The following is a 20,000-nucleotide window of genomic DNA, read 5'->3' on the forward strand; positions in this document are numbered from 1 at the left end:
TAACTCATTGATTAATTGTATTTAAGCTGTGTTTTTTGGCGTATTTTTTCTGGCGGGCGGACGCCAGTCTAAGCCTTCAAGCAGTAGCGCTAACTCCGCTTGGGTTAAATGCACAGCACCGGATTTTGCGACAGGCCAGACGAACTGTCCCTGCTCAAGACGCTTGTAGAATAAACACAAGCCCTGACCATCCCACCACAGTAATTTCACCCGGTCACTACGCCGTCCGCGAAAGACAAACACATGACCACTGAAAGGGTCTTTTTGCAGGACGTGCTGCGCCATGGCAGCCAGGCCATCAAACCCTTTGCGCATATCGGTGAAACCCGCACACAGCCAGATACGCACATCACGCGATAACATCATCATGATAACGCTGCCACCAGTTGCGCTAACAGGGCCGGTGTCGCCTCGTGCAACATCAACTGATGACCACTTCGAAATGACACCGTGATGGCAGCTTTAGGCAAAACGGGGGCTGCTGCATTAGCCGGGCGGACGCTGACAGGTAGAAAAGCTGAAGCAGCTACAGGCGCATCCGGTTCACCTTTAGCGCGTCTGACCCACAAAGCCTGACCCGCCTCAGCTTCACGCATCCAGCGAAATACCTGGTTGGTGTTCACATCGTATTTGCGGGCTAATTCAGAAACGGACAGTGTACGCTCTTTGGATTCTCGGACAATCTGCCATTTAAACTCAGGGGAAAAGACCCGGCGCACATCGGGGTGTTTTAAAGCTGTCATTCATAAGTCTCACAGTTGGCAACAGTGAGCACTATGATGCGTGATCAGTTAGCAAATAAAAGATGTGTTCGCCGGACGCTTACTCACCTTCTGCCAATTGATCGGGAAATTGAATCAGTAGCAGTGGCGTACCGGCCGCGACTTCACTGCCATCCCGGACCAAGACCTGGCTAATTACGCCAGTGCGTCCGGCGTAGACTTTGGCTAAACCCGCGGTAGGCTGCAGATAGCCGGTTACGGTTTCTTTGCGGTTAAAGTCAGCCAGCGCCAGAAAGCTAATTAAACTGCCGACTATTGCAACCAGGCTGGCGGTAAGCACAGTACCGCTGAGCGGCTGGGCTATGATGACGTCGCCTTCCAGCCGGTTTGCTTGCTGTTTAACCGCGGCAAGCCGGAAAAGGTTATTTCCTGTCATTTGTGATAAATAAGTTAATTAATGGTGATTAATTTATAGGCGTTAATTTGTGAGTGGTAAAGGAGCATCTAAGAATAATAATTTATAAAAAGTAGAACCGATAAAACTTAACGGTTTATAAAGCATGGTGCTTAAGGAGGGCGTTTTATTTCAATAACCGCTGAAACAAGCGCTTTAGCGCCACCGGCTTTAACGGTTTTAATAAAAAGTAATAACCGCTATTGAGTGCCAGCTCGCGGATTTGCTGATCATGATCGGCGGAGTGAATAATAACGGGGGCAGTCAGCGCAAAATGGGCACTAAGTTGATTAGCGACCTCAATGCCGGTGGCATTATTATCCAGGTGGTAGTCAAAAAGGCACAGATCGGGCTGAAACCCGTGTTGCAGCGCAGCCAGTACCTCAGCCGGTTGTGATAACGCCCGCACTTCACACTGCCAGCTTTGCAGCAGGCTTTGTACGGCATATAACAACTGGGGTTCGTTATCCAGCAGCAGGATTTTTTTGCCGTTAAAGCTGGCGCTGATATCGTTGCTAAGTGCCGGGCTAACGCTGACCGCAGTGCTACCGCTGATCAGCGGCAGGGTAACGCTAAAGCAACTGCCGCGGCCCTGTACCGATTGCAGCTGCAGTGGATGATCCAGAATAGTACTGATGCGATGGGCAATTGCCAGACCCAGGCCCAGGCCTTTTTGATCCGGCTGGCTGCCTTGTTGAAACTCTTCAAAAATCCGCTGCTGATCGGCGGTGGCAATGCCAACGCCGCTATCCAGTACGCAGAGCCTTAAGGTGTGGCCAGTGCGTTTTACGCCGAGGATCACACGGCCACTTTCGGTATAACGAATGGCATTGGCTAATAAATTCTGTAACACCCGTTTTAGCAGTTTCCGGTCGGTATTTACCACTAACTTGCTGCTATGCAGCTTAAACCTTAGCCCTTTACGTTCGGCGAGTACGGCTGCATCGCGGGCCAGATCCTGTAGTAACTGCGCCACGGCCACAGGTTGATGATGCGGTTTAACCACCCCGGAATCCAGTTTAGTCAGATCAAGAATGGCAGTTAGCAGCTCCTCTGCTGAATTTAGCGACTGGCTCAGGTTATCAGTTAATTGCCTTAGCTCTGGCTCGGCGATTTTTTGGCGCAACAGGCTGGCGAATAGGGCTGCAGCGTTAAAAGGTTGCATTAAGTCATGGCCGGCCGCGGCAAAAAACCGGGTTTTGGCCTGGGTGCTGGCTTCCAGCTGGCGCTGGGTTTTTTGCAATTGATCATTGAGTTGCTGCAGTTCGCTGGTGCGTGTTGCTACCCGTTGCTCCAGTAATTGATTACTTTGCTCCAGCTGTTGCTGCACAGCAATAAAAGAGCTGACATCAGTATAGGTGGTAACAAAGCCACCACCGGGCAACGGATTGCCCTGAATTTCCAGCACCCGGCCATCTTGCTGCCGGCGCTGCACTTTATAGGGGCTGCCCTGGCGTAAATAGCCAATCCGTTTTTGCACCTCAGCTTCAATATCGGCCGAATCAATCAGACCGCGCTGCAAGTTAAAGCGAATCAGCTCGGCCACAGGCTTACCCACTTCAACCATGCCAGGTGGATAACTAAACATCTCAATATAGCGTGGGTTCCAGGCTATTAGCCGCTGGTCGGCGTCTACGACGGCGATCCCCTGGCTGATATTATCAATGGTTGACAGCAGCAAGCTCTGGTTAAAACGAAACACCTGTCCGGCTTCATCAACAAAGCGTTCGACTGTCTCCATCGGTAGGCGGGCGTGACGGCCAATTGCGCCCATCACCAGGCGCATTGAGGCGCCACCTAATACCGCAGCTAAGCTACGCTCAGTGGCCTGAATAAAATTGGCGGATGCCTGGCGCTGTAAATCCGGTTCGCGTTCGCGCAGGTTGCGTTGCAGTAAACGCTGTGCCTCACGCTCACCGGCAAAACGGCGCACCAGCAGATAGCACTCTTCAAAACTGAGTTGTTGTTGTGGCTTTGGTGCGGGTTCTTTGCTGCTGCGCAGAAAGCGGCCACTTTGCAAATATTCACCCAGTCCGGTTTGGGTTAACTGACTGACCACTAAAATCATCAGGCTATTAACACTTAAACTCAGCACTACTCCCAGTGTAATGCTATCGCCCTGCCAGCCAAACAAATGCTGTGGTGCCAACATGGTCAGGCCGAACAAGCCTTGCTGCGGGATGCTACTGCTGATAATGCCGGCGCGTACTAACTCTGGAAACAGCAGAATATAAGCCCAGAGCAGTGCGCCACTTAGCAAGCCGGCAATAGCGCCGCTGCGGTTGATGCGCCGTGATAGCAAACTCATAATTAACACGGGTGCCAGCTGGGCAACCAGAGCAAAAGCAGTCAGGCCAAGCTGTGCCAGACCAGTACCACTGCCGATAGCGCGGTAATAAATAAAGCCCAGCAGCAACACAAATAGCATTGCCAGCCTGCGTAAGGTAGCAATTTTTATCGGGTTTTGCGCGGCGGTATCCAGTTTACTGCGCCGGAACAACAGTGGCACCAGTAATTCGTTGGTAATCAGGATCCCCAGTACCACTGTCGCTACGACCACCATACTGGTTGCAGCAGAGAAGCCGCCCAGATAAGCCAATAAGGCGATATCGGTGCGGTTGGCGGCCAGCGGTAATTGTAAAACCACCAGATCAATATTTGCTTGTTCACCCAGCAGCATCACCCCGGCCAGACCCAGCGGCAGGGTAAAAATACCCATTAACAGCAGATATAACGGAAATAGCCAGCGCGCGCTGCGTAAATGGCTCAGGCGCTGGTTCTCAACAAAGCTGACGTGGAATTGCCGTGGTAGACAGAGTGTAGCGGCAAAACCGAGTAACACATGCACCCAGTAAGTGTGGGCTGGCAGGGCTTGTTGCTGAATATTCTGTACCGCGCTGTTATCAGCCGCCCGGCTAAAAATATCCGCAAAGCCGTCAAACATGCCCCAGACCACAAAGGCACCAATCGCCAGTAGGGCCAATAGCTTAATTAACGACTCAAAGGCAATAGCTGTCATCAGGCCGGGGTTGGGTTGATGCGCTTTGGCGCTGCGGCTGACAAATAGCATGGCAAACACGGCCATCCACAAGCAAACATAAAGCCCGGTATCGGTATACCAATATTCGCCGGTGGTGCTGCCAACTAAGGTATTAATGCTGGTTGCGACGGCCTGCAGTTGCAACGCGACATAGGGCATTACGGCTAAAAACAGAATCACCGTTATTAAGATGGCCAGTAAGCGGGAATGGCCAAAACGGGTAGCGATAAAATCGGCAATAGAGGTAATACGGTAGCGCCGGCAGGCAATGGCAATACGTGCGACTAACTTAAAACCAAACCAAAACAGGATAAAAGAGCCGATATAGGTGGGTGGCAGCCACCAGCCATTAACCACAGCTTGTGCGGTAACACCATAAAAGGCCCAGGAGGTACAGTAAATTGACAGCGCCAGGCTAAACACCCAGGGCGCCAAAGGGTGATGGGCGCTGACCCGGCGGCCAAATAAGCCCACCGAATACAGCACCAATAAGTAGAGTAGTGAAATGGCGGCAAGGATCGCCAGACCGATGCCGCTGGCGTTTTGAATCATTTCAGCCGCAGAATTCATCTCAGAGTATTGGCTGATTGTGCCGAATAAGCGCGCAACTTGCTAGCGCGCCGTCCAGCCGCCGTCCAATACCAGCGTTTGCGCGGTGATATGTTTGGCGGCGTCCTGGCATAAAAACAGCGCGGTCTGGGCAATTTCACTGACATCAATAAAGGCTTTTTGCGGCATTGGCGCTAGCATGATCTGCTCCACGACCTGTTGTTCGGTCAGGTTATGCTCTTTGGCCTGGGCCGCAATTTGCTTTTCCACCAGCGGCGTTTTTACATAAGCCGGGCAAATGGTATTAATGGTAAAGTTACAGTCGGCATTCTCCAGTGCCACGACTTTACTAAAACCAAGTAAACCGTGCTTGGCGGCAACATAGGCCGATTTAAACGGCGAGGCCACCAAAGCATGAATAGAGCCGATATTAATTACCCGGCCAAAGTTGTTGGCGCGCATTTGCGGCAACATGGCACGGGTTAACATCGCCGGCCCGGTCAGCATGACCTCAATTAGCAGCTGCCACTTTTCCGGAGGAAAATCCTCCAGCCGTGCCACATGTTGAATTCCGGCATTATTGACCAGAATATCGGCCGGAAAGCGCGCCGCGCAGTCGGCAATCTGCTCCGGATTAGTCACATCCAGCACACAATAATCGGCTTGATAGCCCTGTGCCTGTAACTGCGCAGCCTTTTCGGTTAATAACTTTTCGTCCAAATCGGCCAACACCACCTGGTGCTGTGCCTTGGCAAAAGCCTCTGCCACAGCAAAACCAATGCCGCCGGTCGCGCCTGTAATAACAACCTGCATAATCACTCTCCGCTTAACTGCTATGGTTTGATACTAAAAAAGCCGGCGCCGTTACTCAACGGTACTTTAGTGCTATGTTTGAGTGTCGGGTATCCTGGCCGCTGCCCGCTCAGGCTTGCCACATCAGCGTTAGCGACTTTGCTAAGCGGGCGACCTGTGGTAGATTTAGCCGCTTTGTAAGATTTTTACGCGCTTCAATTAAGGCTCTTATCGTGATACCGGGTGGGTATCATACGGCTGATATTGCGATAAACCGAAGCTAAAACAAAGGCCTGCTAAGACAGCGCCAAGCCGCAGACCAAGAGGATACACCTATGACAACTACCAGCAGGACGCCGCAAGGCGCCCCGGAACAACGTGGCTGGTTTACCCGCTTTCTCGATACCGTAGAATTTTTAGGTAATTTATTACCGCATCCGGTTACGCTGTTTGCCTGCTTTGCGCTGGCTGTGGTGATTGGTAGCGGTATTGCCGGTTACTTTGATTTTAGTGCTGTCGATCCCCGCCCGGAAGGCACTGCCGGGCGCGCCGCCGATGGCATGATCCGGGTAGTCAGCCTGATGAATGTTGATGGCTTGCAGCGTATTGTCTCGAATCTGGTCACCAACTTTACCAACTTCCCGCCACTGGGCGTGGTGCTGGTTGCGTTACTGGGGGTCAGTATTGCTGAGCATTCGGGTCTGATTTCCGCCGCCATGCGCGGCCTGGTGATGAATGCCTCTAAGCGTATGGTCACAGTGACTATAGTCTTTGCCGGTATTATCTCGAATACTGCTTCTGAGCTGGGCTATGTGGTACTAATCCCGATGGCGGCTGTGATTTTCCACTCGCTGGGGCGCCATCCGCTGGCGGGCTTAGCGGCGGCCTTTGCCGGCGTATCCGGTGGCTACAGCGCTAATCTCTTTATCGGCACTGTCGACCCGTTACTAGCCGGCTTTACCACTTCGGCAGCCAATCTGATTGACCCAAACTATGTGGTGGGCCCGGAAGCAAACTGGTTCTTTATGATTGCCAGTACCTTCGTTATTGCTGGTCTGGGCGCCTTTGTCACCGAAAAAATTGTTGAGCCGAAACTGGGCAAATATAACGTGAGTGAAGCTGCCGTCGATTTGGGCGAGCAAAAGCTGGAACAGCTTAGTGCGCAGGAGCGTAAGGGCTTAAAGCTGGCCGGTTTAGCTTTTCTCGGTATTTGTTTGCTATTGGCACTTAGCGTGGTGCCGGCCGATGGTGTGCTGCGCCACCCGGATACCGGCTTAGTCGCCGATTCGCCTTTCTTAAAAGGCATAGTGGTGTTTATCTTTGTGTCCTTTGCTATTCCGGGCTTTGTTTATGGCAAGGTGGTCGGCACCATGCAAACCGACCGTGATGTGATTAATGCGATGGCGAAAAGCATCAGCTCGATGGGGCTCTATATCGTGCTGGTATTTTTTGCGGCGCAGTTTGTGGCCTTTTTTGGCTGGTCGAATCTGGGGGCCATTCTGGCGGTGAAAGGTGCGAACTTACTACAGGATATCGGTTTAACCGGCCCGATGCTGTTTGTGTTCTTTATTGCGATGTGCGCCATTGTTAACCTGTCGCTGGGCTCGGCCTCGGCACAGTGGGCAATTTTTGCCCCCATCTTTGTACCGATGCTAATGATTGTTGGCTACTCGCCCGAAGTGATCCAGGCTGCTTACCGCATTGGCGATTCGGTAACCAACCTTATCACCCCGATGATGAGCTATTTTGGCCTGATCCTGGCTGTGGCTGCCCGCTATAAGAAAGACCTAGGTATAGGTACCCTGATTGCTACCATGCTGCCCTATACCATGATTTTCTTTATCGGTTGGGTGGTGCTGTTTTATATCTGGGTGTTTTTACTGGGGCTGCCGGTTGGTCCGGGCTCACCGACCTATTATGAATTCACGCAGTAATAGGCAACAGGGTCTTACTGTGGTCATAAAGCTGTGATATAACACGGGCAGATTGCGCGGTCAGCTGCTCGCTAAACTGGCCCGAAAGCGCTGCCGATCTGCTACAGGCGCCCGCGACCGGCGGGCAATTAGAGAAAAAATTCAGAGAACAGAGTCGTTTATGGAACAGAATAAAGTTGTAGGGTTGCACAAAGAAAAACACGCGAAAACCAAAATCAGCTCAGTGCGGCCTTTTAGCCATATCGCGCAGGAACATATGCTGCCGGTAGTAGTACATGAATTTGTGGTAGCCGGTGCCGAGTTCCCGGTAGTGTTTGTTAAAGATCAGCAAACTGAGCGTTTCCAGCCGGTTGTGTTACTGGGCCTGGCGTCGCAGCAAAACCTGATGCTGGTTGATGATAAATGGCAAGCCATGTACGTACCGCGCGTAGTGCGTAACTATCCGCTGGTGCTGGTACAGGAAGCACCGGAAAGTGACCGCCTGATGGTGGCGATTGATGAAGCCTCAGAGCGGGTAAATGAAGCCGAAGGCTTCCCGCTGTTTAACGATGATGGCAGCGAAAGTGAGTTTTTAACTGTGCGCAAGCAGCAAATGGGCGAGTACGTTGATTATGCCCAGATGACGCAGGTGTTTATGGAAAAACTAAAAAGCCTGGGTCTGCTGAAAGAGCAGGTATTAACAGTTACCATCAACGAAGAAAAGCGCAATATCAACGGCATCCATATGGTCGACGATCAAAAGCTGAATGAGCTGAGCGACGAAACCTTCCTCGAACTGCGTAAGCTGGGTTATCTGACGGCAATTTATGCGCACCTGATGTCACTGCAGCATACGCAGAAGCTGGTACAAAAACTGGCTGAGCGCGAAGAAGCCGCTAAGGCCTAAGCGTTATCGGCAAACAGCAACGGCAGCCTCGGCTGCCGTTTTGCGTTGGTGGCTATCGCATACTGTTAAACGCGGCTAAGCGTGACTAAGCGCGGCCAAACTTTGCCAGTAAGGCCTGTTTCACATGCTCGGGGACAAAGCTGGCGACATCGCCGCCATGCCGGCACACTTCTTTAACCAAGGTCGACGAGATAAAGGTGTTTTTCTCCGACGGCGTCATAAAAATACTGTCCAGCTCCGGGTTTAACGAGCGGTTCATACTGGCCAGCTGAAATTCGTACTCATAGTCTGCTACCGCCCGTACACCGCGGATCAGCACCTGTGCCTGCTGGCTTTTGGCAAAATCAGCCAGCAGACCAGAAAACCCAATTACTGACACATTCTGGCAGTCGGCAAAGGCCTGCCGGGCCAGCGCGACCCGCTCATCCAGGCTAAATAACGGCTGTTTGCTGGGGTTGGCAGCTACCGCAACAATTACGGTTTCAAATAGCCGCGCGGCACGCAGTACAATATCAGCGTGGCCATTGGTTAAAGGATCGAAGGTACCGGGGTAAATCGCACGAATATGCATCAAAAGCAGTTCCTGTCAGGGCCAGCGCAGAGCTTGCTGGCATTTAACGTCAATTTGGCGTTACTATAGCAAAATAACCGCCTAAAAAAAGAAGCCTGCAGTTCGCAATGGAAAAGAAGCTCAGAACCAAAGACCGGATTATTCAAGCCAGTATTGCGTTATTTAATGAGGTTGGTGAGCGTCAGGTTACCACTAACCATATTGCAGCCCATCTGGGCATCAGCCCCGGCAACCTGTATTACCACTTCCGCAATAAAGAAGACATTATCCGGCATATTTTCCGTGAATATACCAAGCTGCTGGAAACGCGGATTAAACCGCCTTCAGCCCAAGCCAGGCCGCTGGATGCCCTGACTGATTATCTGGATATCGTATTTGAGCTGATGTGGCGGTTTCATTTTTTCTACGCCAATCTGCCGGATATCCTGTCACGGGATCCGGCCTTGCAACAGGATTACCTGCAGGTGCAGCAGGGCGTACTGGCGCGGGTGATGACGGTAATTAAAGCCTTAAAAGCCCAGGGCGTCATTGCAGTCGATGAGGCCGATATCCGCGATCTGGCGCACAATATCAAACTGCTGGTTACCTTCTGGATCAGCTATCTGAAAACCCAGGCGCCACAGGCCGAAGTGAATCAGGCCAACCTGTACCGTGGCGTCCTGAAAGTACTGCTATTATTTAAGCCCTATGCCACCGCTGCCGCCCGCGCCGATATGCTGCAACTGCAGCACTACTATAGTCAGCTGGTCGGAACAGATCAGGCAGCGGCCGATTTGTAGCCAATTCTTTACAAGCGGGGCAGGCAAGCCCCGCTAATCTTCGGTATAATCGCTGCAGCAAGGGCCGCTAGAAAGTACAATAGCGCGTCAAATCAACTTACCCGCCTACATTGCCAGAGGAGGCTTTATGCGCAATGGCGCTTTTCTGCACCATCTACAACAACAAATCGAAGAGGTGAAAGCAGAAGGTCTGTACAAAGCAGAACGTATTATCAGCTCACAACAACAAGCCAGCGTTACCGTTGGCAGCGAGCAGGTACTAAACTTTTGTGCCAATAACTATCTGGGCCTGGCCAATAACCTCGAACTGATTGCTGCCGCGCAGCAGGGCCTGCAAAGCCACGGCTTTGGTGTCGCCTCAGTGCGGTTTATCTGTGGTACCCAGGATATCCATAAACAGCTGGAAGCAAAAATTAGTGCCTTTTTAGGTACCGAAGATACCATCCTGTACTCTTCCTGCTTTGATGCCAATGGCGGTTTGTTTGAAACCATCCTCGGTGCTGAAGATGCGGTGATCTCGGATGCACTGAACCATGCTTCCATTATTGACGGCGTGCGGCTGTGTAAAGCCAAACGCTACCGTTATGCCAATAACAATATGGCCGAGCTGGAAGCCCAGCTGCAGCAGGCCGATGCCGATGGCGCCCGTTTTAAGCTGATTGCCACTGATGGTGTGTTCTCCATGGATGGCGTGATTGCCGACTTAAAAGCGGTGTGTGATCTGGCCGATAAATACAACGCCATGGTAATGGTTGACGATAGCCATGCCGTGGGTTTTGTGGGTAAAAATGGCCGCGGCACCCACGAATACTGTGACGTGATGGACAGAGTCGATATTATTACCGGCACCCTGGGCAAGGCGCTGGGCGGTGCCTCCGGTGGTTATACCTCAGGTAAAAAAGAAATTATCGAATGGCTGCGCCAGCGTTCACGGCCATATCTGTTCTCAAACTCCTTAGCACCTTCTATTGTTACGGCGTCAATTAGGGTGCTGGAGATGCTGGAGCAGGGCGGCGCACTGCGGGAAAAGCTGTGGCAAAACGCCAATTATTTCCGCGAGCAGATGACCGCTGCCGGCTTTACGCTGGCCGGTAAAGATCATGCGATTATTCCGGTCATGCTGGGTGATGCCAAGGTGGCTGCCGAAATGGCGAAACGGATGCTGGCCGAGGGCATCTATGTGGTTGGCTTCTCCTTCCCGGTAGTACCAAAAGGCCAGGCGCGGATCCGCACCCAGATTTCAGCGGCACATACAAAAGAGCAGCTGGATAAAGCCATTGCGGCCTTTATCCGTATTGGTAAAGACATGGGCGTGATCGCATAAGGCGGGGCGTAATAATGAAAGCATTAGCAAAATTAAAAGCAGAACCGGGTATTTGGCAAACCGAGGTTGAGAAACCGGAAGTGGGGCCAAACGATGTCCTGATCAAGATCAGAAAAACCGCCATCTGTGGCACAGACGTACATATCTACAAATGGGATGAATGGGCGCAGAACACCATTCCGCATGGCATGGTAGTTGGCCATGAATATGTCGGCGTCATTGAAGGCATGGGCTCAGAAGTGCGCGGCTTTAAATTGGGTGACCGTGTCTCCGGTGAAGGCCATATTACCTGCGGCTACTGCCGTAACTGCCGCGCCGGCCGCGTGCATTTATGCCGTAATACCATTGGTGTGGGGGTAAACCGTACCGGCTCTTTTGCTGAGTATCTGGTGATCCCGGCTTATAACGCCTTTAAGCTGCCGGACAATATCCCGGATAATATCGCGGCGATCTTTGACCCCTTTGGCAATGCCGTACATACCGCCCTGTCTTTTGATCTGGTGGGTGAAGATGTGCTGATCACCGGGGCTGGCCCTATCGGTATTATGGCGGCCGCAGTCGCGCGCCATGTTGGTGCCCGGCATGTGGTGGTAACCGATGTCAACCCATACCGGCTTGAGCTGGCGCTGAAAATGGGTGCCAGCCGCGCCGTTGATGTCAGCAAACAGAACTTGAAAGACGTGATGCAGGAACTGGGCATGACCGAAGGCTTTGATGTTGGTCTGGAGATGTCTGGCGTACCGGCAGCCTTTAACAGCATGCTGGATACCATGAACCATGGCGGTAAGATTGCCATGCTGGGCATTCCACCATCGACCATGGCGATTGACTGGAATAAGGTCATCTTTAAAGGCCTGGTAATTAAAGGCATCTACGGCCGGGAAATGTTTGAAACCTGGTATAAGATGGCGAGCTTAATTCAGTCTGGTCTGGATTTAAGCCCGATTATTACCCACGAAATGCCGATGGAAAACTATAAAGAAGGCTTTGAAATTATGTGCTCAGGCCAGTCAGGTAAGGTGATCCTAAACTGGTCTTAAGCCCCGGCTTAAACAGCCCCGTCCGCTGTGGCGGGGCAGTACACCTGATTACGTCCCTGCTGTTTGGCCTGGTACATCGCAGCATCAGCTGCTGCCAGCAGCGCACTTAAATCGTAACCGGCCTGATTGCTGTCTGCTACACCAAAGCTGGCGGTCACTTTAAATTGCTGCTGATAACCACTGGTATCAATATCTGCCAGTGCGGTACGACAAATATCAGCCAGCATCACCGCCTGCTCGGCCGTGCAGTCTGTCAGCAGGATCACAAACTCTTCGCCACCAATACGGCCAAAAATATCGCTATGCCGGATAAAGTTGCGGCAACTTAGCACCACCTGTTGCAAGGTCCAGTCGCCGGCGGCATGACCAAAACGGTCATTAATTTGTTTAAAGTGGTCCAAATCAAACAGGATCAGCGCTACCGGCCGCTGCGCCCGGATGCAATGGGTAATTTCCTGCTTCGCCTGCTCGGTAAAATGATAACGGTTGCTAATGCCGGTAAGTTGGTCAAACTCGGCCATTTTGCGATAACGCTTACTGCGGGTCAGGCCACGGTAGGTCAGTAAGCCAAGGATTAAACTCAGGCTACCAATCAGTAATAGCATTAAATAGCGATTTTCCGCCTGCTGCTGATATAAATTACGTTCCAGCGTAAGCAGTTCATTATCTTTATCCAATAGCTGGATCCGTTGCTCTTTCAGACGGGCTTCGCCACTGGCCAGCTGGTAAGCCAATTGCTGCGAGGCTTTTTCTCTGGCAATTGCCAGCTCGGTATCACGGCGTTTTTCGCTATAACGCAGCAGGTTGTCAAAGTTACGCTCCGCCTGCGCCAGCAGCGTTAGTACCCGGTAGGTACTCAGCACCGCCGGATCATTCCGATCGCCCGGTAAACTTTGCTCAGCGCGCTGCGCCAGCTCATTGGCCGCAGCCAACTCGCCCTGTTGTAATAGCGCTTCTGCGGCGGCGGCGTTAAAACCTGCGGTTAAAATCGGATAATTAATCTGTTCAACCTGAGAATAATACTGCTGATAAAACGCCAGGGCAGCAGCGGCTTGCTGTTGTTCCAGTAAATAGAACATATGGTTGCGGATAATTAGTAGTGAGAAAATAACTTCGTTGGCGAGTTCGCAGAGTGAGTGTGTTGAGTCGAAATCTAGTGAGTATTGTTGGAAATTTTTAGTTTTATATGCACCTTGTAGTTTCGGAGCTATCAACCGACAGCGCAAAGCATTATCGGAAGTAATTCTTAGACCTTGGTCAATAAGCTGATTAACTAGCTCAAATCTCTCAACGTTGTTATAAAGAAGAATAAGAGGACCTGCTACTTGGGTGTAAAGAGAAGGCTCTCTTATCGTTGGTAGAGAAACTAAAACTTGTTCCGCTTGTAGGAATGCATCACTATATCGATAGCTTAAAACATAAATGTTTGTTTTTAAGCTACTTACTTTTAATTCAAGTTCCGGACTTATATTCGTATCAACTTGTTCGAGTTGATTTAAGGCGCGCTCAAAATCTCCAGTAAGTACATGGTCCCAAGCAGTTAGTAATAACAAATGACCCAGCTCAGTGTTACTTAGCGTAGTTTTGTCAGTATTTTCATATAGCTGCCTGACATTTCCTTGGAACTGATTGCGATCTTTGAGCCTTAGGTCGTTCAGTTGCTCTAAGTGTTGACTAAAATCGCTGGCAAGAGCTGGTACATTAGCAACTGCTAGTGCTAGAAGCAAAAAACACCTAAAAGCGAGGACCTTCATTCTCTAACCGGCTAGCCGAATTGACGATAAGTTTTCTTTGTCATCGCTTGGAGTCGGAGTTTGTGGATTAGGATTTCCTGTTTCCTCTGTTTCTTCTTTTTCCTCTGGGTTTTCAGGCTCAGGTGTGTAGACAAAACAGATAATCTTTTCCCGCAATAATGCCTGCTCTGCCGTATTAAGCGAAGCCAGTAGCGCAGCATTATCGGATTCGACGCTGGGCTGCCAGAGCGGCGTAAGTGCCAGGCTTAGTAGTTGCTCGGATAAAGTAGACATTAGCAGGGCTCGGTAATTAAAGGTCGATATGTCTAATGTAGGCAGTTTTTATGACAGCAGCAAGGGGCCTTTGGTTTTATTTTCGGGATTCTTCCGCCGGGTTCAGCTTAAGTGGCCGGCTTAGCCGTAAAAAGCCATCCGCTAGTTCGGCACTGACCTTAAACCCCAGCTTGGCTGCCGAATGCAGGGCGGCGAGATTTTGCTGCTGGATCCTTTTGCTCAGGGTTTCAATTCCGCCCAGACACCCGGCCTGCGCAATCAACAATCGGCTAAGTTGGGTGCCGAGCCCCTGCTGTTGCCAGGCAGGTAACAACATACGGCCAAGCTCAGCCTCGCTGGCATTGGCGCCCGGTAATAACATCGCCAGCCCGATAGCGCCCACTCCGGCCAGTTGTACCTGAAAGTACGCTGCCGGCCAGCTGGTGGTTGTCGCTGTGGTCACAGGCAAAGAGGCAGGCTGCTGCAGGTGCTGTAGCAGCGTATTAAAACGCGCCCGCGCCTGCGTTATGCTTAGTGCCGGACCGATATGCCGCATTACCTGGGGTTCGCAAAATAACGCCAGAAATAGTGGCTCGGCCGCAGGGTCAAGAGCCTGTAACGTCAGGCCGGGTTGGCTGGTGCCGTTAACGGCTAACATCTGTTGCCTGATCCAGTGCGGCCAATTGTTGCAGCAGCTCCGTATTGGCCTGTAGCGCGCTACAGGGCGGGATCACCAGTGTGGTTTTACCGCTGACAGTGGCCTGTGCCAGCTCTGATAGAGGCAAATGCTCAATGCGGGCTTGCTGGGTCGGCAGGCTGGCCGCTTCATACAGGGTAACCTGATGTGCCGGCGGATAAAAACGGCATAAATAGTCGCTTAACAGCTGCCGGTATTGGCCGGGGGTGGCAAAGCGTGCCAGACTGCGGTCGCCGGCAACACCCAGTTGCCATAAAATAAGGTAGGCGGCGGTATCGATAGTGCGCTGATAAAACATAAACTGGCTGCATTCGTACAGCTGGCAACCATAGCGGCCCGGGTCAATCCCCAGATCGGCATACAGACAGTCTTCGGCTGAGATCGCCGGTAGCATCCGGCTAAAATAACCTTGTTGCTGCGCCTGCTTCACTGCCTGATGCGGTACCCAGGCAAAGACCCCCGGATGACCATAAAAGGCGCCAACCACCTTTTTACCGGCTACGACTTCAGCCAGCATCGCCTCAACCATTAGCTGATAGCTATGCTGGCGTGATGGCCCCTGATGATAATAAGGCTGCAGTGAGCGGGCGTCCGGGTGCATTTCCAGTAACCATTGCTCGGTTAACGCATCGGCCATTAGCACAAAGACCACATCGGCAGCAGCGATATAGTTGCGGCTAAGCGGGTCCAGATGGGCGCCCAGCATAATGCCGGTACCCAGGCAAATCAGACTGCCCTGCGTCATGTGGCCTCCTGGTCGCTGCGTTGTTGCTCAAGTAACTGCAAAATATCCCGGCTTTTGGTCAGTAAGCGCAGTTGGCTAAATAACTGCTGCGCCTCGGGGTATTGCAGTTTCAGGTAACTAAACCATTGCTTTACCCGGTTAGCGTAATATTTGCCTTTATCGCCGGCAATTTCAAATTCGGAATAGTGCATCAATAACGCCAGCACCTCTGGCCAGGGCAGTGGGGCGGCCTGATCACGGATGTGCCGCGCCAGATTGGGCATCGCCAGCGCGCCGCGGCCAAGCATAATATCCTGGCACTGACTTTGCTGCTGACAGAGCAGCGCCTGCTCGGCATTCCAGATCTCGCCGTTGGCAACCAGCGGTATTTTTACCTGCTGCTTTATTTTGGCAATCCAGGGCCAGTACGCCGGTGGCCGGTACCCATCGCTTTTGGTGCGGGCATGGATCGCCAGGCTGCTGGCGCCGGCCTCGGCAATGGCTTTAGCATTGTCAAGCGCAAGACTGGTATCGTCATAACCGAGCCGAATTTTGGCGCTGACCGGGAACTGCGCTGGCACTGCGTCGCGCACCGTTTTTACGATCCGATACAGGGTCTCGGTTTCTTTTAACAGCACGGCGCCGCCGCGGCTTTTATTCACTGCTTTTGCCGGGCAACCAAAATTCAGATCGACGCCGGGTGAGCCCAGTTCCACCGCCCGCGCTGCATTTTCGGCCAGCCAGTGTGGTTCCTGCCCCAATAATTGCACCCGTACCGGGGTGCCGGCGCGGGTTTTACCACCTTGCAGCAGTTCCGGGCACAGCCGGGTAAACACCCGGGCCGGCAGTTTTTGGTCCACCACCCGCACAAATTCGGTAATGCACAAGTCATAGCCGCCAATTTGCGTCAGCATCTCGCGCATCAGGTGATCAACCACGCCCTCCATCGGGGCCAGTACGATTTTCATTTAGTTACTGTTTTGCTTCATTTAGTTGCTGTCTTGCGGCGAGCTGGCGTGCGCATGCTGGCGTTGCCGGCGGCAGCGCTCAGAGCAGTAGCGCACGTCATCCCAGTTACGCTGCCACTTTTTGCGCCAGCTAAAAGCTAACTGGCACACCGGGCAGATTTTTTGCGGCAGGGTGGTTTTGTGGTGGGCCATAAAGCCGCCTTAAACGCTATAGATGGTGCGCAGTTCCTGGCGGTGCAACAGCTCGGCTAGCTCCGGCAATTGCAGCGGCTCCAGCTCCAACACATCCAGAATACGGCTTTGATGTAGCTGCCATTCCGGATCCAGATTAACCTGAAACAGCTGCCGGCTTTCACCACTGAAAAATTCGGCAATTTTTAAAATGGCAAAGCGCTGATGTTCGGCCTGGTTATCGGTTTCCAGCAACAGCGCCGGGCTGTGGTGATAGGCAATAATATTACACAGTGTCTGGGTTAGACCCCAGGATTCGGCAATCAGATAGCCCAGCACTTCATGGCTGGTATGAAAATGCTGCTCTTCAATACTGCTGACCGCCTGCTGTTGCAGCAAACCTTGCTGCAGCACAGTGGCATATTGCGGCGCCTGTTGGCTAATCAGTGCCATGCCGGCGTTGCGAAATAGCCCCAGTGAGTAACAATCGTCCTGGCACTGCTGATCAAAATTCAGCTGTTTCGCCAGTGTCATCGCCAGGGTGGCGGTATGCAGGGCATTGGTCCAGAGCTTGCGGCTAAACTCATCCTGGCGGCCTTCTTCCAGCGTAAAGCGCAGCAGTACACTGCGTACCAGCATCACTACCCGGTTTAATCCCAGATAGCGGCAGGCTTGCTCCACCGAGGTAATTTTATTGCGCAGCCCAAAGTAGGCCGAGTTGACTACCTTGAGCGTAAAGCCGGCAATACCGATATCCAGCGCAATCAGCGAAGCAATACGGTTTAAGTCCGGTTCGGCAGCATTCAGTTGTTGCTGGATATGCCGCAGTACCTGGGGTTGTGGCGGAATGGTAAAGCCCTGCAGCGCATGCTCAACCAGGCTCATATCGATTGCTTTTACCATCTGCTTTACTCCCGGTTGTGCACTTTTGGGTATGCCTTTTGTCGTGCGCCGCTAATCAGAACTAAGGATTTACGAATCGAGGTAAGGCCGGCCCAGCATTAATTGCTGTGCCAGTTGCGTTTCTGCCTGCTGATCAGTGAGCTGCAGGTCGAGAAACTGCACATCAAATTGCAGCAGGTCGTCGTCTGCTAAATGCACCGCCACCAGCTTATCCGGTACCTGATGCACCTGACGGTAGGCATTAATCGCCACCTGGGCGGCTTGCTCCATTAAGGCGAGAAAATGCCCGAGCGGATAGCGCTGAAATACCGGATCATCCAGATGCGCCCAGCCTAATAAGTCACCGCTGATGCTGCCATCGGCATGATCGGTAAACAGCATTGAAACAGCGGCGCAGCTGGGGTTTTCACCCGGGGTAAATTGTTCGGCATCCTGCTCGGAAAACAGCAGCACATAGCCAAAACCCGGGCAGCCTTCGGCATCCATTTCGTCGAACGACGGATCGTACAACAGGAACAAACGATTATCAGACATGGCGACCCCGGCTTGCTAAACAAGCGGCTATTCTACCTGAGGTCGGAGCTGCACTAAAGCCCTCTGGCCGGATCTTGTAGCGATTTAACCGCAATTGCCGGCCCGGCTAGTGGAAATCCGCAGTCAGCGGCACCGGCAGCTCCAGCAGTAACGCCAGCAGGTTAAGTAAGCCCTGCTCTGCGGCCGTTGCCGCCTGATCAGCAGCGACTGCTGCCAGGATGCTCTGCCAGACCTGTTGTTTGATTGCCGGAGCCGCACTCAGTAGCGGCCGCAATGCCTGATCCAGGCGGCTAAAGTCTACCTGAGGTGCCGTGGTATCCGCTGGCAGTTGCAGCGCATTTAGCGCGGCCTGCCAGGCTTGCTGCTTATTGCTGTCACCGGCGGCGCTGGCAACGGCGCTGAGCAAGGGCAGCAGGGCGGGCAACAGGTCGGCCAGGCTTTGGCGGTTATACTGGCGAACCAGTTCTTTGCTGTCGAATTCACTGGCCACCACATGCTCCAGCAAACTTAAGCTAAGCCACTGTGCCAGATCCGGCGTGTTACCGGCCAGTTGTCGCAGTAACTTATCGAAGGCGCGGAACTCTGACTCACTCAGCTGCTTTAACGCTGGCACCGACATTTGCAACAACTGCACCTGCTGTGGCAGGGCCAGGCGTTGTACCGCATCGGAGAGTTGATCAACTTCGGCCAGCAACTGGCTGCCGCCATAGGCTTTAATCTGGGCCAGTTGGTTGGCTAGCTGCTCAGTTCTGAGTAATAGCGCACAGGCGATAGCCTGTGCCGGACGGGTTTGATGGCTGCTTTGGCTTAGCAGCACCGGGATAGCGGCCAGCATGGCGCGACGCTGGCGCTCCTGCGGTTGCTCCGGGGTCTGGGATACAGTGGGTTTGACTGGCTGTTGGCTGCTTGGATAACGGCCATTCCAGCTTGGATCCAGCCGGCGAATACGTTTTTCAAGCGGCGGATGGGTAGCAAAGATCGCCACCCAGCGGCTTAGCGCTTCGCCAAAAAATAAATGGCTGACTTCATCGGCATTGGCGTGTTGTACTTTGGCGCCGTATTGATGACCACCAATGCGCTTTAAGGCGCCGGCAATACCGCTTGGATTACGGCTAAACTGTACCGCCGAAGCATCGGCCAGGTACTCGCGCTGCCGGCTGACGGCAGCCTTAATCAGATTACCAAAAAACGAACCGAGATAGCCGATCACGACCAGGCCAAGCCCCAGCAGCATAATGGCGCCGGCACCATCATTATTATTGCGTCTGGAGCGGGCATAGCTGGCGCCACGGCCGGCGCGTAACAGGTAATAACCAAGATGGCCGATAAATAAGATGCCATTCAGCACCGCGATCAGCCGGATATTCATGCGCATATCGCCGTTCAGAATATGGCTGAATTCATGGGCGATCACGCCCTGCAGTTCGTCGCGGCTAAGTTGCTCCAGCGCGCCCTGAGTGACGCCAATAACCGCATCGGCCGGGCTGTAACCGGCAGCAAAGGCGTTAATGCCGCGTTCGGCCAGCAGATAAACCGGTGGCACCGGCAGGTTAGCTGCCAGCGCCATCTCCTCTACCACATTCAGTAACCGGCGCTGCAGCGGATCTTGAGCATCCGGTTTCAGACGCACCCCGCCAAGCGCTTCGGCTACACTGCGGCCGCCCAGTTTCAGTTGCTGCCACTTGGCCATAATCGCCAGGCCCACCACGGCAAGTACCACCAGGCTGATGCTGCTGATCACTTCCCATGGCAGTTGTACCGGGCCACCCTGAAACAGGCTGAAACTCAGCATCACCAGCAGATTGGTCAGGATGATCAGCGCCAGCACCGCCAAAGCGAACAGCGTGATCAGGACCCGGGTATTGCGCCGGGCCAGATCCTGTTGCTGGAAGAAATTGCTCGCCAT

The 20,000-nt window shown here is 52.8% G+C and carries 20 protein-coding genes; 5 read left to right on the forward strand and 15 right to left on the reverse strand.

All coding sequences use genetic code 11. The features are described from left to right. Positions 1 to 21: 21 nt before the first annotated feature. From tnpB to AEST_RS02890, 5 genes are all read right to left on the reverse strand, one after another. On the reverse strand, positions 22 to 369 hold the full coding sequence (gene tnpB / locus AEST_RS02870; protein ID WP_008606915.1) for an IS66 family insertion sequence element accessory protein TnpB: 348 nt from the start codon (positions 367 to 369) through the stop codon (positions 22 to 24). Continuing rightward, entirely contained in the window at positions 366 to 743 is a 378-nt protein-coding gene (gene tnpA, locus AEST_RS02875) for an IS66-like element accessory protein TnpA (protein WP_008606916.1), read from the reverse strand. The genes tnpB and tnpA overlap by 4 nt, the downstream gene beginning before the upstream one ends. A 79-nt stretch (positions 744 to 822) precedes the next feature. Continuing rightward, positions 823 to 1,158 carry an HlyD family secretion protein gene (locus AEST_RS02880; RefSeq protein WP_008606917.1) on the reverse strand — a complete coding sequence of 112 codons (336 nt, stop codon included), beginning with the start codon at positions 1,156 to 1,158 and terminating at the stop codon, positions 823 to 825. Between the two features lie 145 nt (positions 1,159 to 1,303). Continuing rightward, positions 1,304 to 4,768, reverse strand: coding sequence for a PAS domain-containing hybrid sensor histidine kinase/response regulator (locus AEST_RS02885; RefSeq protein ID WP_238534549.1), 3,465 nt, complete (start codon positions 4,766 to 4,768; stop codon positions 1,304 to 1,306). Between the two features lie 60 nt (positions 4,769 to 4,828). Further along, positions 4,829 to 5,578, reverse strand: a complete 750-nt coding sequence (locus AEST_RS02890) for a 3-hydroxybutyrate dehydrogenase (protein ID WP_008606920.1) — start codon at positions 5,576 to 5,578, stop codon at positions 4,829 to 4,831. Positions 5,579 to 5,892: 314 nt separating this feature from the next. Here AEST_RS02890 and AEST_RS02895 point away from each other — a divergent pair, with 314 nt between their 5' ends. After that, positions 5,893 to 7,491, forward strand: a complete 1,599-nt coding sequence (locus tag AEST_RS02895) for an AbgT family transporter (protein ID WP_008606921.1) — start codon at positions 5,893 to 5,895, stop codon at positions 7,489 to 7,491. 160 nt (positions 7,492 to 7,651) lie between these two features. After that, on the forward strand, positions 7,652 to 8,377 hold the full coding sequence (locus AEST_RS02900) for a SapC family protein (protein ID WP_008606922.1): 726 nt from the start codon (positions 7,652 to 7,654) through the stop codon (positions 8,375 to 8,377). Between the two features lie 85 nt (positions 8,378 to 8,462). Here the strand turns inward: AEST_RS02900 and coaD are convergent, their stop codons facing one another. Next, positions 8,463 to 8,948, reverse strand: coding sequence for a pantetheine-phosphate adenylyltransferase (coaD, locus tag AEST_RS02905; protein ID WP_008606923.1), 486 nt, complete (start codon positions 8,946 to 8,948; stop codon positions 8,463 to 8,465). 107 nt (positions 8,949 to 9,055) lie between these two features. Here coaD and AEST_RS02910 point away from each other — a divergent pair, with 107 nt between their 5' ends. From AEST_RS02910 to tdh, 3 genes are all read left to right on the forward strand, one after another. Further along, positions 9,056 to 9,727: a TetR/AcrR family transcriptional regulator gene (locus AEST_RS02910; RefSeq protein ID WP_008606925.1), complete on the forward strand. Its 672-nt coding sequence runs from the start codon at positions 9,056 to 9,058 to the stop codon at positions 9,725 to 9,727. Between the two features lie 127 nt (positions 9,728 to 9,854). Beyond that, positions 9,855 to 11,051: a glycine C-acetyltransferase gene (locus tag AEST_RS02915; RefSeq protein WP_008606927.1), complete on the forward strand. Its 1,197-nt coding sequence runs from the start codon at positions 9,855 to 9,857 to the stop codon at positions 11,049 to 11,051. A 14-nt stretch (positions 11,052 to 11,065) separates the two neighbouring features. Continuing rightward, entirely contained in the window at positions 11,066 to 12,091 is a 1,026-nt protein-coding gene (tdh, locus tag AEST_RS02920; protein ID WP_008606928.1) for an L-threonine 3-dehydrogenase, read from the forward strand. A gap of 8 nt (positions 12,092 to 12,099) precedes the next feature. Here the strand turns inward: tdh and AEST_RS02925 are convergent, their stop codons facing one another. The 9 genes from AEST_RS02925 to AEST_RS02960 form a co-directional block, all read right to left on the reverse strand. After that, on the reverse strand, positions 12,100 to 13,170 hold the full coding sequence (locus AEST_RS02925) for a GGDEF domain-containing protein (RefSeq protein WP_008606930.1): 1,071 nt from the start codon (positions 13,168 to 13,170) through the stop codon (positions 12,100 to 12,102). Between the two features lie 678 nt (positions 13,171 to 13,848). Then, on the reverse strand, positions 13,849 to 14,118 hold the full coding sequence (locus AEST_RS02930; RefSeq protein WP_008606932.1) for a hypothetical protein: 270 nt from the start codon (positions 14,116 to 14,118) through the stop codon (positions 13,849 to 13,851). A gap of 76 nt (positions 14,119 to 14,194) precedes the next feature. Continuing rightward, positions 14,195 to 14,755 (reverse strand): GNAT family N-acetyltransferase, encoded by a 561-nt coding sequence (locus AEST_RS02935; RefSeq protein ID WP_008606934.1) that lies wholly within the window; start codon positions 14,753 to 14,755, stop codon positions 14,195 to 14,197. Next, positions 14,742 to 15,539 (reverse strand): SAM-dependent methyltransferase, encoded by a 798-nt coding sequence (locus tag AEST_RS02940; RefSeq protein ID WP_008606938.1) that lies wholly within the window; start codon positions 15,537 to 15,539, stop codon positions 14,742 to 14,744. The genes AEST_RS02935 and AEST_RS02940 overlap by 14 nt, the downstream gene beginning before the upstream one ends. Then, on the reverse strand, positions 15,536 to 16,486 hold the full coding sequence (dusC, locus tag AEST_RS02945; RefSeq protein WP_008606939.1) for a tRNA dihydrouridine(16) synthase DusC: 951 nt from the start codon (positions 16,484 to 16,486) through the stop codon (positions 15,536 to 15,538). The genes AEST_RS02940 and dusC overlap by 4 nt, the downstream gene beginning before the upstream one ends. A 21-nt stretch (positions 16,487 to 16,507) precedes the next feature. Then, entirely contained in the window at positions 16,508 to 16,678 is a 171-nt protein-coding gene (locus tag AEST_RS16955; RefSeq protein ID WP_008606940.1) for a DUF2256 domain-containing protein, read from the reverse strand. Positions 16,679 to 16,687: 9 nt separating this feature from the next. Then, positions 16,688 to 17,560, reverse strand: coding sequence for an HDOD domain-containing protein (locus AEST_RS02950; protein WP_039924988.1), 873 nt, complete (start codon positions 17,558 to 17,560; stop codon positions 16,688 to 16,690). 69 nt (positions 17,561 to 17,629) lie between these two features. Further along, complete coding sequence (locus AEST_RS02955; RefSeq protein WP_008606942.1) at positions 17,630 to 18,094, reverse strand: hypothetical protein; 465 nt, start codon at positions 18,092 to 18,094, stop codon at positions 17,630 to 17,632. Between the two features lie 106 nt (positions 18,095 to 18,200). Beyond that, complete coding sequence (locus tag AEST_RS02960; protein ID WP_008606943.1) at positions 18,201 to 20,000, reverse strand: M48 family metallopeptidase; 1,800 nt, start codon at positions 19,998 to 20,000, stop codon at positions 18,201 to 18,203.

Origin of the sequence: Alishewanella aestuarii B11 (assembly GCF_000280055.1) — a bacterium.
Lineage (GTDB): Bacteria > Pseudomonadota > Gammaproteobacteria > Enterobacterales > Alteromonadaceae > Alishewanella > Alishewanella aestuarii.

What these genes read in the sequence shown, in the direction of transcription:
- tnpB (WP_008606915.1), bottom strand. Translation starts at nt 369, where the DNA reads ATGATGATGTTATCGCGTGATGTGCGTATCTGGCTGTGTGCGGGTTTC.
- tnpA (WP_008606916.1), bottom strand. Translation starts at nt 743, where the DNA reads ATGACAGCTTTAAAACACCCCGATGTGCGCCGGGTCTTTTCCCCTGAG.
- AEST_RS02880 (WP_008606917.1), bottom strand. Translation starts at nt 1,158, where the DNA reads ATGACAGGAAATAACCTTTTCCGGCTTGCCGCGGTTAAACAGCAAGCA.
- AEST_RS02885 (WP_238534549.1), bottom strand. Translation starts at nt 4,768, where the DNA reads ATGATTCAAAACGCCAGCGGCATCGGTCTGGCGATCCTTGCCGCCATT.
- AEST_RS02890 (WP_008606920.1), bottom strand. Translation starts at nt 5,578, where the DNA reads ATGCAGGTTGTTATTACAGGCGCGACCGGCGGCATTGGTTTTGCTGTG.
- AEST_RS02895 (WP_008606921.1), top strand. Translation starts at nt 5,893, where the DNA reads ATGACAACTACCAGCAGGACGCCGCAAGGCGCCCCGGAACAACGTGGC.
- AEST_RS02900 (WP_008606922.1), top strand. Translation starts at nt 7,652, where the DNA reads ATGGAACAGAATAAAGTTGTAGGGTTGCACAAAGAAAAACACGCGAAA.
- coaD (WP_008606923.1), bottom strand. Translation starts at nt 8,948, where the DNA reads ATGCATATTCGTGCGATTTACCCCGGTACCTTCGATCCTTTAACCAAT.
- AEST_RS02910 (WP_008606925.1), top strand. Translation starts at nt 9,056, where the DNA reads ATGGAAAAGAAGCTCAGAACCAAAGACCGGATTATTCAAGCCAGTATT.
- AEST_RS02915 (WP_008606927.1), top strand. Translation starts at nt 9,855, where the DNA reads ATGCGCAATGGCGCTTTTCTGCACCATCTACAACAACAAATCGAAGAG.
- tdh (WP_008606928.1), top strand. Translation starts at nt 11,066, where the DNA reads ATGAAAGCATTAGCAAAATTAAAAGCAGAACCGGGTATTTGGCAAACC.
- AEST_RS02925 (WP_008606930.1), bottom strand. Translation starts at nt 13,170, where the DNA reads ATGTTCTATTTACTGGAACAACAGCAAGCCGCTGCTGCCCTGGCGTTT.
- AEST_RS02930 (WP_008606932.1), bottom strand. Translation starts at nt 14,118, where the DNA reads ATGTCTACTTTATCCGAGCAACTACTAAGCCTGGCACTTACGCCGCTC.
- AEST_RS02935 (WP_008606934.1), bottom strand. Translation starts at nt 14,755, where the DNA reads ATGTTAGCCGTTAACGGCACCAGCCAACCCGGCCTGACGTTACAGGCT.
- AEST_RS02940 (WP_008606938.1), bottom strand. Translation starts at nt 15,539, where the DNA reads ATGACGCAGGGCAGTCTGATTTGCCTGGGTACCGGCATTATGCTGGGC.
- dusC (WP_008606939.1), bottom strand. Translation starts at nt 16,486, where the DNA reads ATGAAAATCGTACTGGCCCCGATGGAGGGCGTGGTTGATCACCTGATG.
- AEST_RS16955 (WP_008606940.1), bottom strand. Translation starts at nt 16,678, where the DNA reads ATGGCCCACCACAAAACCACCCTGCCGCAAAAAATCTGCCCGGTGTGC.
- AEST_RS02950 (WP_039924988.1), bottom strand. Translation starts at nt 17,560, where the DNA reads ATGGTAAAAGCAATCGATATGAGCCTGGTTGAGCATGCGCTGCAGGGC.
- AEST_RS02955 (WP_008606942.1), bottom strand. Translation starts at nt 18,094, where the DNA reads ATGTCTGATAATCGTTTGTTCCTGTTGTACGATCCGTCGTTCGACGAA.
- AEST_RS02960 (WP_008606943.1), bottom strand. Translation starts at nt 20,000, where the DNA reads ATGGCGAGCAATTTCTTCCAGCAACAGGATCTGGCCCGGCGCAATACC.